This is a genomic window from Roseomonas sp. BN140053 (assembly GCF_047690175.1).
GTDB lineage: Bacteria > Pseudomonadota > Alphaproteobacteria > Acetobacterales > Acetobacteraceae > Roseomonas.
Genome location: NZ_JBLLEB010000069.1, coordinates 1 through 10,347 on the forward strand (window position 1 = coordinate 1; position 10,347 = coordinate 10,347).

Sequence of the window (10,347 nt, forward strand, 5' to 3'; positions counted from 1 at the left end):
GTCATGGCCGTGCCATCCCCGAAAGCGTCGAACACTTTCAGAGTGGCACGGCCAGAAAACCCCCATCACACCCAGCCCATCACTCACTTCAGTCACACACCCTAGGCTCCTCGACCTCATGAGCGCTCCGCGAGGAGGGGCCTAGACCAACGTCACGCCACGGGCACGACCTGTCCCGAAGCCCCTCCTCGCGGAGCGCTAAACGTGGGGTCCGGGGAGTTTAAACTCCCCGGCGGGGTCCAGGGGCAGCGCCCCTGGCCAACGCCCGAACACCACAGAGCCCACCGCAACCACCCGCCCCCGGAAGCCGCGCGCCTCATGCCCGCGGTGCGGTGCGTCCGGCGGCGAGGCGGTCGCGCAGGGCCAGCAGCACGGTCAGCGCCATGAACACCACGGCGGCGCCGAAGACCCAGCGCGGGGCGCCGTGGTCCAGGATCCAGCCGAACAGCAGCGGGCCCACGGCGCCGCCGATGTTGAAGCCGGTGGACACGATGCCGAAGGCGCGCCCCGATCCGCCGGGGGGTGCCGCGGCCTGCACCATCATGTCGCGCGACGGCGCGATGCAGCCGGACAGGAACCCCGCCGCGCCCAGGGCCAGCATCAGCCCCACGATGCCGAGGTCCGCCACCGCCACCAGCAGCGTCAGCAGCGCCGTCACCGCGAAGGCGGCGGCCGCGACGTCGGCGTGCCGCCGCGTGCGGTCGGCCAGGAAGCCGCCCACCAGCACGCCGAAGGTGCTGAGCATCAGGAAGCCGGTCAGCGCGGCATTGGCCTGCGTCAGCGTCACGCCGTAGCCGCTGACCAGGGCGGCCACGGAGAAGTTCTGGATTCCCCCGGTGCTCAGGCTGAGCAGGGTGAAGAACACGGTCAGCGACAGGATGGCGGCGCTGAACACCGGAGGGCCGCCGGCCGCGGCCGCGCCGCCCGCCGGGCGCTTGCGCGCGCCCGTGCCTTCCGCCGCGGCGGGCACCCGCATCGGCAGGATGAAGCCGGCCAGCACCACGCCCGACAGCCCCACCACGCCCAGCGCCAGGGCGGGCCCGCCCAGCAGCGCCAGCCCGATCAGCACCGCGGGCGCGATGGCGGTGCCGAGGTAGCCGGCGAAGGTGTGCAGGGAGAAGGCGCGTCCCATGCGGTCGGCGGGCATGCCGGCCGAGAGCAGGGCGTAGTTGGCCGGGTGGAAGGCGCCGTTGGCCAGCCCCGCCAGCGCCGCCCCCACCAGCAGCCAGGCGTAGGTCCCCACCAGCCCCACCGAGAGCAGCGCCAGCCCGCCCAGCCCCAGCCCCGCGGCCAGCACGCGCCGCGCGCCCACCCGGTCCACCAGGAAGCCGATCGGCGTCTGCACCAGGGCGGACACCACGTTGAACACCGTCAGCGCCAGGCCGAGCTCCACGAAGCCGACCCGCAGGCTGTCGCGCAGGAAGGGAAACAGCGGCGGCAGGGCGAGGATGAAGACGTGGCTGATCAGATGGGCCAGCGACACCAGCAGCAGCAGGCGCGTCGCCCCCGCGGGCTGGTCGCTTCGCAGGGGCAGGTTCCGACCCGCCGGCCCCGCCTGGACCTGGCGCAACAACAACGGCTCGTCCTCCCCCCGTTTCCACGCCGGCACCCGGTCTGGCCCGGTTGTTTCCGGCCCGGCGATGCCTCCCACAGGTGGCGGGCCGATGCAAACCGCTCCGACGCCCCGCCGTGCCGCACCGCCCCACCGGCACGCCCCACCCCGCCGCGTCTCAGCGCCGCGCCGTGCCGCAGCGCCGCGTCACATCGCCCCGCCCTGCCGCGATTGCCCCGCCCTGCCGCCCCGCCGTGGCACCCCCCGCCGCGTCAGGCCATCGCGGCCACCACGCGCGCCACCTCCGCGATGGCGGCGTTCTGCCCGTCCAGCGGCGCGGTGGCGCCGGTGATGAAGGCCGTGACCACGATCGGCCGGCGCCCCGGCGGCCACAGGATGCCGATGTCGTTGGCCGTGCCCCTTTCCCCCGTGCCGGTCTTCTCGCCCACCCGCCAGCCGGTTGGCACGCCGGCCCGCAGCCGCGTCCCGCCGGTCCGCCCGGCGATGAGCCATTCCGCCAGCTGCGCGCGGGATGCGGCCGACAGCACCTCCCCCAGCACCAGCCGCTGCAGCGTCGCCGCCATGCCGAAGGGGCTGGTGGTGTCGCGCGGATCGCCGGGCCGCGCCTCGTTCAGCCCCGGCTCGGTGCGGTCCAGCCGGGTGACGGCGTCGCCGGTGGAACGCAGCCATTCCGTCACCCCCGCCGGCCCGCCCAGGGCGTCGAACAGCAGGTTGGCCGCGGTGTTGTCGCTCAGCGTCACCGCCCCTTCGCAGATCGCGGCCAGGGTCATGCCCTCCTGCCCGGCATGCGCCGCCGTGGCGGGGGAATAGGGCAGCACCGCGCCGGCCGGGAACCGCACGCGCCGGTCCAGGCGTTCCCGCCCCCCGTCCACCCGGGCCAGGATGGCCGCGGCACTGATCGCCTTGTGCGTGCTGCACATCGGGAAGCGCTCTTCCCCGCGGTGCCCGGCCATTCGCCCCGTGGCCGTGTCCAGGATGCCGACGCCGAGCCGGCCGCCGCAGCGCGCCTCGATCGCCGCCAGCTGCGTCGCCAGCGTGTCCGCCCCGGCACCGCCGCGCGTTCCCCCGGCCGCCGCCGCGCGCCGCGCCGCCGCCCCGCCCGCCAAGCACAGGCCGAACCCCAAGCTGAACTGTCGTCTCGTGGTCATCTCTCGCCGCCCCCCTCAGGCGTGGCGGCACCATTCCCGCGACGCGTCGGCGCGCACAAACGACGATCCCTTTCCCGAGCCCTTAGAATATCTAACCCTGCGCGGCGCATGGACCTGTCGCAGATCCCCCTCAACGCCCTGCGCGCTTTCGAGGCCGCCGCCCGCCACCTCAGCCTGACGCGGGCCGGGCTGGAGCTGCGCGTCACCCAGGCCGCCGTCAGCCACCAGGTCAAGGCGCTGGAGGCGATCCTGGGCGTGCCGCTGTTTCGCCGCCTGCCCCGCGGCCTGGCCCTGACGGAGGAAGGCGAGGCCCTGCTGCCGGTGCTGACCGACGCCTTTCGCCGCATCGCCGGCACCCTGGACCGCTTCGAGGGCGGCCGCCTGCGCGAGGTCCTGACGCTGGGCGCCGTGGGCACCGCCGTCACCGGCTGGCTGCTGCCCCGGCTGCCGGATTTCGGCGCGGCCCACCCCTTCGTGGACCTGCGGCTGCTGACCAACAACAACCGCGTCGACCTGGCCGGGGAAGGGCTGGACTACGCCATCCGCTTCGGCGACGGCGCCTGGCAGGGCACGGAAGCGCTGCCGCTGTTCGACGCGCCCTTCTCGGCCTTCTGCGCCCCCGCCCTGGCGGCGCGGCTGCAACAGCCCGCGGACCTCGCCCGCGAAACCCTGCTGCGCTCCTTCCGCACCGACGAATGGGTGCGCTGGTTCGCCGCGGCCGGGCTGCCCTGCCCGCCGATCCGCGGCTTCCTGTTCGACTCCTCCCTGACCATGGCGGAGGCCGCGGTGCAGGGCGCGGGCGTCGCCCTACTGCCCGCCCGCATGTTCGAGCACGAGCTGCGCCGGGAACGGCTGGCCCGCCCCTTCGCCCTGGAGGTCACCCTGGGCGGCTACTGGCTGACGCGGCTGCGCTCGCGCCCGGAAACCGCGGCGATGCGGGCGTTTCGCGGCTGGCTGCTGGACGCGGCGGCGCCGGGAAGGCCGGGGGAGTGAACTCCCCCGGTCCCCCTCCTTCTTTCGGGAGTTTTAGGGGTGCCTTTCAGGGCACCCCTAAGACTCCCGAAAATAGAAGGGGGTCCGGGGGGATACTTCCCCCCGGCTTGCTGTCCACCCCATCCGGGACAAACGCACCGCGCACTTCCCCCACCATGCTACAGCCCCACCTCGCACCGCAGCACGCACCGGACTTCCCATGCTCAAGCGCTTCTTCCGCTACTACCGCCCGCACCGCGGCCTGTTCCTGCTCGACTTCGGTTGCGCCGTGCTCTCGGGGCTGCTGGAACTGGGCTTCCCCATGGCGGTGCGATCCTTCGTGGACGAGCTGCTGCCCAGCGGCAACTGGGGGCTGATCGTGCTGGCCTCCGTGGCGCTGGTGGGCATCTACCTGCTCAACACCGCGCTGATGGCCGTGGTGAACTACTGGGGCCACATGCTCGGCATCAACATCGAGACGGAGATGCGCCGCAAAGCCTTCGACCATCTCCAGAAGCTGAGCTTCCGCTTCTTCGACGAGCAGAAGACCGGTCACCTCGTCGGCCGCATCACCAAGGACCTGGAAGAGGTCGGCGAGGTCGCCCATCACGGCCCCGAGGACCTGTTCATCGCCATCATGACCTTCATCGGCGCCTTCGCGCTGATGTTCTCGGTCAACCCGCAGCTGGCGCTGCTGACCGCGGTGATCGTGCCCGTCACCACCTGGGTTTCCACCCGCTACGGCACCCGCATGACCCGCACCTGGCGCGCGCTGTTCGGCCGGGTCGGCGCCTTCAACGCCCGCATCGAGGAGAACGTGGGCGGCATCCGCGTCGTCCAGGCCTTCGCCAACGAGGACCACGAGCGCGCCCTGTTCGCCGAGGCCAACGCGCGCTACCGCGACACCAAGCTGCAGGCCTACCGCTTCATGGCCGCCTCCCTCAGCCTCAGCTACCTCGGCATGCGGCTGACGCAGATGATCGTGATGGTGGCCGGCTCCTGGTTCGTCCTCCAGAACACGCTCAGTGCCGGCGAGTTCGTGGGCTTCCTGCTGCTGGTCGGCGTGTTCTTCCGCCCCGTGGAGAAGATCAACGCGGTGCTGGAAACCTACCCCAAGGGCATCGCCGGCTTCCGCCGCTACACCGAATTGCTGGACACCGTGCCCGACATCGCCGACGCCCCCGACGCGGTCGCGGTCCGCACCCTGCGCGGCGCCATCCGCTACGAGAACGTCAGCTTCGGCTACCGCGCCGGCAGCCCGGTGCTGCAGGGCATCGACCTCGACATCCGCCCCGGCGAAACGGTGGCCTTCGTCGGCCCCTCCGGCGCCGGCAAGACCACCATCTGCTCCCTGCTGCCGCGCTTCTACGAGGTGGAATCCGGCCGCATCACGATCGACGGCATCGACATCCGCCGCATGACCCTCGCCTCGCTGCGCGCGCAGATCGGCATCGTGCAGCAGGACGTGTTCCTGTTCGCCGGCACGCTGCGCGAGAACATCGCCTATGGCCGCCTCGGCGCCACCGAGGCGGAGATCCGCGACGCCGCCCGCCGCGCCCGGCTGGACGCGATGATCGCGCAACTACCGGACGGGTTGGACACGGTGGTGGGCGAGCGCGGCGTGAAGCTCTCGGGCGGCCAGAAGCAGCGCCTGGCCATCGCCCGCATCTTCCTGAAGAACCCGCCCATCCTGATCCTGGACGAGGCGACCTCCGCCCTGGACACGGAAACCGAGCGCGCCATCCAGCACTCCCTGGCGGAACTCTCGGAGGGCCGCACCACCCTGACCATCGCCCACCGCCTCGCCACCATCCAGAACGCCGACCGCATCGTGGTGGTGGACAGCACCGGCATCGCCGAGCAGGGCCGCCACCGCGACCTCGTCGCCGCCTCCGGCCCCTACCGCCGCCTGCACGACGCCCAGCACGGGCCCCTGACCGCCTGACCGCCTGACCGGCGGCGCGCTGCGGCCCGCGGCGTGGCTGGGTGGTGATAGCCCTGGAGTGTTCGGGCCGTGGCCGAGGGGGCCCCGCCCCCTAGGGACCTCCGCGAGGAACCCAGCACGGCTTCGGCAGGGCGCTGCCTCCCGACGCCTACAGGGCAGCCCGCGTGCCGATGCGGAACGGCCCCAGCGGTGAGCCCTTCAAGGTGAACAGGGCTGCAGCCCGGCCGGGTCAGGGGGGACGGAAGGAGCCTCGAACACCGCCAGGTACTCGGAGCGGGGCGGCTGCTGCACCAGCCAGTTGAACGCGACCGGCCGATAGCCGAGCCGCGTCATCTCGCAGGTCAGCAAGGCCCGCGGCGTACCGTGACGGCTGATCGCGTCGTCGACATCCACGATGCCGACCCTCGCCCCGGGGCGCAGCGCGGGAACCAGGTTGGCGAGCAGGGCGTAAGGCTGCTCGATCTCGTGATACATGTGGACCAGCAGCACGGCATCCGTGGAAGCGGGCGGCAAACGCGGGTCCCCTGCCTCGCCCAGTCCCACCGTGACGTTGGCCCATCCCTCGCGCACCGCCCGCTGCTGCAGCCCCGCGACGTATTCGGCCATGATGTCCTGGGCCAGGACCCGTCCCTGCGGTCCGACCCGCGCCGACAAGCGTGCCGTGTAGTAGCCGGAGCCCGCACCGATATCGGCCACCGTCATGCCGGGGCGGATATTCATCCAGTCCATCACCCGCGCCGCTTCGCCGACGCGCTCGCGCGCATCCTCGTTCTGCCATCGATCGGACACGATCGGTGCGACCGGCCTTGCCGGCGCCGGGAAGCGCCCCGCCGCGAGGCCGGGCGGCCCGAGGTAACCCGGGCTGCCCGCAGCCGTCTGCGCCTGTCCGGACGGGCTCAGCAGCGAAGCGGCGAGGGCCAGAACAGGAGCGAGCCGGTATGCCATCGGCGAAACGTGGAGGTCAGGCCGGAACCTGCAAGCCGGCAATCTCCAAACCGAGGGAGTCCTTCCTGTCTCCACCCCTACGCGGAACACCGGGAAGGCCGGGCCTCCCCGGCCCGGGACGAAGGCTTCCGCCTTTGCTCCGAGGGTCCAGGAAACGGCGCCCCTGGCCGACGCCCGAACCCCGGGAACCGGCCACCCCCGGACCCGCAGCCGCGCGCCGCCCCAGCGCCCCGCCCGGACAGGTCGTCGCGCCCGAACAGGTCACCGCGGCCGGGCGGTCGTCGCGGCCGCGCACGGCCGGGTGCTTGCCGGGGACGGCGCGTCGTCTAGGTTAGGGGGCGATGGTGCAGCCTCTCGTCGAGATCCAGGACCTGCGGGTCGACTTCGCCTCCGCCACCGGCGTGACCTCCGCCGTGCGCGGCCTGTCGCTGACGCTCGGGCGGGAAAAGCTCGGCATCGTGGGCGAGAGCGGCTCGGGCAAGTCCGTCACCGGCCGGGCGCTGATGCGGCTGCTGCCACCCTCGGCGCACGTCTCCGCGAAGACGCTGCGCTTCGACGGCACCGACGTGCTGCGCGCCCCCGAGCGCGAGATGCGCCGGCTGCGCGGCGGCCGCATCGGGCTGATCCTGCAGGACCCGAAATACAGCCTCAACCCGGTGATGACCGTGGGCGCCCAGATCGCCGAGGCCCTGCGCCAGCACAAGCGCGTCGGCCGCGGCGAGGCCCGCGATACCGCCCTGGCCCTGCTGGAAAGCGTCCGCATCCGCGACCCGCGCCGCGTGCTGGACAGCTACCCGCACGAAGTGTCCGGCGGCATGGGCCAGCGCGTGATGATCGCCATGATGCTGGCGCCCGAGCCGGACATGCTGATCGCCGACGAACCCACCTCCGCCCTGGACAGTTCCGTGCAGGCGGAGATCCTGCGCCTGATCGGCGAGCTGGTGGACAGCCGCGGCATGGCGCTGATGCTGATCTCGCACGACCTGCCGCTGGTCAGCCATTTCTGCGACCGCATCGTGGTGATGTACGCCGGCCGCGTGATGGAGGAACTCAAGGCCTCCGAACTGCACCGCGCCGAGCACCCCTACACCCGCGGGCTGCTGGCCTGCCTGCCCTCCCTGGACAAGCCGCGCGGCCGGCTGCCCACCATGAACCGCGACCCGGCCTGGCTTTCCGCATGATCGACGTCCACGACCTCCACGTCCGCTTCGGCAGCAACCACGCCGTGCGCGGCGTCTCCTTCCGGGTGGAGAGCGGCGGCACCTTCGGCCTGGTGGGCGAGAGCGGCTCGGGCAAGTCCACCGTGCTGCGCACCCTGGCCGGGCTGACGGAACCCTCCGCCGGCCGCATGACGGTGGACGGCAAGACCCTCGGCAAGCGCCGCGACAAGGCCTTCCACCGCATGGTGCAGATGGTGTTCCAGGACCCCTACGGCTCCCTGCACCCGCGCCAGACCGTGGACCGCATCCTGTCCGAGCCGCTGGCCGTGCACGGCATCGGCGACGCCGACCGCCGCATCGCCCGCGGGCTGGAGGAAGTGGCCCTCCCGCAAACGGCCCGCTTCCGCTACCCGCACCAGCTCTCCGGCGGGCAGCGCCAGCGCGTGGCCATCGCCCGCGCCCTGATCGCCGAGCCTTCCGTGCTGCTGCTGGACGAACCCACCTCGGCGCTCGACGTGTCCGTGCAGGCGGAGGTGCTGAACCTGCTGGCCGACCTGCGGATCGCGCGCCGGCTGACCTGCGTGCTGGTCAGCCACAACCTCGCCGTGGTGGCGCAGCTCTGCGAGCAGCTGGCGGTGATGCAGAACGGCGAGATCGTGGACGTGCTGACGGAAGCGGAACTGCGCGAAGGCCGCGCCCATCACCCGCACGCGCAGGAACTGATCCGCCTGTCGCGGGAGCTGGAAGAAGCCTGACGCGCCGGGCGGCCACCGCCGTCCAGCGCCGAAGCACCCATCCCCGGGCCGCGCGGGGGTTTCCGCCCGGCCCGGGAACCGCCGGCTCAGCGGTTGGTGCGCCCGAGGTGATCCGGGTCCACCCCGCCCTCGCGGTTGGTCTCGTTGGCCACGTCGCCCTCGTCCGTGCTGTCGGCCTGCAGCGCTTCCGGATCGGTGCCGCGCCCGAACACGCCCTTGGAGGAGCCGATGCCGGGGTTGCGCTCCAGGTCGCTCGGCGGGCGCGGGGTGTCGGACATCAGGTCCTTGTCGGCCGGACCGCCCTGGGAATGCTTGGAACTCGTCATGCCGCGTCTCCCGTACTGGTGTCGGGAAGAACGGCCCCGGCGCGGCCCCGGTTCCATCCCGGCGCGCCGCGGGCCGCGCACGCTCTCGCGACGCGGCCCGTTGCCACCGCCGCGGCCCGGACCGGGCTGCGGCAGGGCACTCAGTACATGTGCTGCCCGCCGTTGATCGACATGGTGGACCCGGTGATGAAGTCCGCGTCGTCCGCCGTCAGGAAGGCCACGCCGCGCGCGATGTCCTCCGCCCGGCCCAGCCGGCCCACGGGGATGCGGCCGATGATCTTCTGCAGCACGTCCTCCGGCACCGCGCGCACCATCTCGGTGTCCACGTAGCCCGGCGCGATGGCGTTGACGGTGATGTTGAACCGCGCGCCTTCCTGCGCCAGCGCCTTGGTGAAGCCGTGGATGCCCGACTTGGCGGCGGCGTAGTTCACCTGCCCGTACTGCCCGGCCTGCCCGTTGATGGAGCCGATGTTGACGATGCGGCCGAACTTGCGCGCCGACATGTCGTCCCACAGCAGCTTGCACAGGTTGAAGCAGGACCCGAGGTTGGTGTCGATCACCTCGTCCCAGGCCTTGCGGTCCATGCGCTTCATGGTGTTGTCGCGCGTGATGCCCGCGTTGTTCACCAGGATCTCGATCGGCCCGATCTCTTCCCGGATGGACGCCACGGCCGCCTGGCACTGCTCGAAGTCGGACACGTCGAAGCGCTTGCAGGGGATGCCGGTGCGCTCGGTGAAGGCCTGCGCCGCGGCCTCGTTGCCGGCAAAGGAGGCCACCACCGTCCGCCCCTGTTCCTTCAGCTTCTCCGAGATCGCGGCGCCGATGCCGCGCTGGCCGCCGGTGACGAGTGCGACGCGTGCCATGATATCTTGCCTCCCTGGGATCTTTCCCGTCCGTCATCTTTGCCCGATCCGCCGCCGGTGCAAGCCGTGCCGCGCATCCCGCGCCCGGCACCGCCCCCGTCCACCCCGACCCACGGCATGGCCGAGGACACAGATGCGCGAGGAAAGCGTGGCGCCCGCCCGGCGCCCCGGTGTATGTCCCGCGCCACCCGCATCCCGCGCGCCCCGGAACTCCCTCGCATGAACACGCCGATCGCCGCCCTGCTGTGGCCCGAACACGCTCGCCAGGACCCCGCCGCGCTGCTGCGCTTGCTGGCCTTCCTGGAACGCGAATGCCTCGACCTCGGCGCCGAGGAAGCCGCCGGCCACTTGGCCGAAGCCACCGCCGCCCTGCTGCGCGACACCACCTCCCGCCGCCTCGCCGCCTGACCACACCGCCAGCCCCGGTCGTCGCGGGGGCGCTGGTGGCTGGGGGGGGCGCCTGGGTGGCCTTGGCGTTGGCCAGGGGCGCTGCCCCTGGACCCCGCCGGGGAGTTTAAACTCCCCGGACCCCACAATTAGAGCAGTTTCCGGTCATTCCGGCTCATATCCGCACGCAGTGAAGTAGTTGGCGCACTCGGCGGGCGTGAACTGCGGGAGCGCATCGGCGATGGCGGCCCAGAGGTCCGGGATGGTGCGGGC

10 protein-coding genes and 1 pseudogene are annotated in these 10,347 nt (G+C 72.3%); 5 read left to right on the forward strand and 6 right to left on the reverse strand.

The features are described from left to right. Nucleotides 1–316: 316 nt before the first annotated feature. Together ACLIBK_RS25070 and bla are read right to left on the reverse strand one after the other, a co-directional pair. Nucleotides 317–1,573 carry an MFS transporter gene (locus ACLIBK_RS25070; protein ID WP_415390035.1) on the reverse strand — a complete coding sequence of 419 codons (1,257 nt, stop codon included), beginning with the start codon at nucleotides 1,571–1,573 and terminating at the stop codon, nucleotides 317–319. 251 nt (nucleotides 1,574–1,824) lie between these two features. Continuing rightward, nucleotides 1,825–2,721, reverse strand: a complete 897-nt coding sequence (gene bla / locus ACLIBK_RS25075) for a class A beta-lactamase (RefSeq protein ID WP_415390036.1) — start codon at nucleotides 2,719–2,721, stop codon at nucleotides 1,825–1,827. Between the two features lie 108 nt (nucleotides 2,722–2,829). Here bla and ACLIBK_RS25080 point away from each other — a divergent pair, with 108 nt between their 5' ends. Next, nucleotides 2,830–3,714, forward strand: coding sequence for a LysR family transcriptional regulator (locus tag ACLIBK_RS25080; RefSeq protein ID WP_415390037.1), 885 nt, complete (start codon nucleotides 2,830–2,832; stop codon nucleotides 3,712–3,714). 199 nt (nucleotides 3,715–3,913) lie between these two features. Further along, complete coding sequence (locus tag ACLIBK_RS25085; RefSeq protein WP_415390038.1) at nucleotides 3,914–5,638, forward strand: ABC transporter ATP-binding protein; 1,725 nt, start codon at nucleotides 3,914–3,916, stop codon at nucleotides 5,636–5,638. 198 nt (nucleotides 5,639–5,836) lie between these two features. Here ACLIBK_RS25085 and ACLIBK_RS25090 read toward each other — a convergent pair whose 3' ends face one another. Beyond that, the gene (locus ACLIBK_RS25090; protein ID WP_415390039.1) at nucleotides 5,837–6,427 is read right to left on the reverse strand and encodes a class I SAM-dependent methyltransferase; all 591 of its coding nucleotides are present in this window, start codon (nucleotides 6,425–6,427) and stop codon (nucleotides 5,837–5,839) included. A gap of 497 nt (nucleotides 6,428–6,924) precedes the next feature. Between ACLIBK_RS25090 and ACLIBK_RS25095 the strand changes: the two genes are divergently transcribed. Then, complete coding sequence (locus ACLIBK_RS25095; RefSeq protein ID WP_415390040.1) at nucleotides 6,925–7,764, forward strand: ABC transporter ATP-binding protein; 840 nt, start codon at nucleotides 6,925–6,927, stop codon at nucleotides 7,762–7,764. Continuing rightward, nucleotides 7,761–8,498 (forward strand): ABC transporter ATP-binding protein, encoded by a 738-nt coding sequence (locus ACLIBK_RS25100; protein WP_415390041.1) that lies wholly within the window; start codon nucleotides 7,761–7,763, stop codon nucleotides 8,496–8,498. The genes ACLIBK_RS25095 and ACLIBK_RS25100 overlap by 4 nt, the downstream gene beginning before the upstream one ends. An 86-nt stretch (nucleotides 8,499–8,584) precedes the next feature. Here the strand turns inward: ACLIBK_RS25100 and ACLIBK_RS25105 are convergent, their stop codons facing one another. Both ACLIBK_RS25105 and phbB read right to left on the reverse strand, forming a co-directional pair. After that, a complete protein-coding gene (locus ACLIBK_RS25105; protein WP_415390042.1) occupies nucleotides 8,585–8,824 on the reverse strand; it encodes a hypothetical protein in 240 nt (79 codons plus the stop codon). Nucleotides 8,825–8,964: 140 nt separating this feature from the next. Then, nucleotides 8,965–9,687, reverse strand: coding sequence for an acetoacetyl-CoA reductase (phbB, locus tag ACLIBK_RS25110; protein WP_415390043.1), 723 nt, complete (start codon nucleotides 9,685–9,687; stop codon nucleotides 8,965–8,967). A gap of 219 nt (nucleotides 9,688–9,906) precedes the next feature. Here phbB and ACLIBK_RS25115 point away from each other — a divergent pair, with 219 nt between their 5' ends. Further along, nucleotides 9,907–10,095, forward strand: a complete 189-nt coding sequence (locus ACLIBK_RS25115) for a soj family protein (RefSeq protein ID WP_415390044.1) — start codon at nucleotides 9,907–9,909, stop codon at nucleotides 10,093–10,095. Between the two features lie 144 nt (nucleotides 10,096–10,239). Here the strand turns inward: ACLIBK_RS25115 and ACLIBK_RS25120 are convergent. Then, nucleotides 10,240–10,347 (reverse strand): annotated as a pseudogene (locus ACLIBK_RS25120) (IS630 family transposase); the annotation flags it as partial.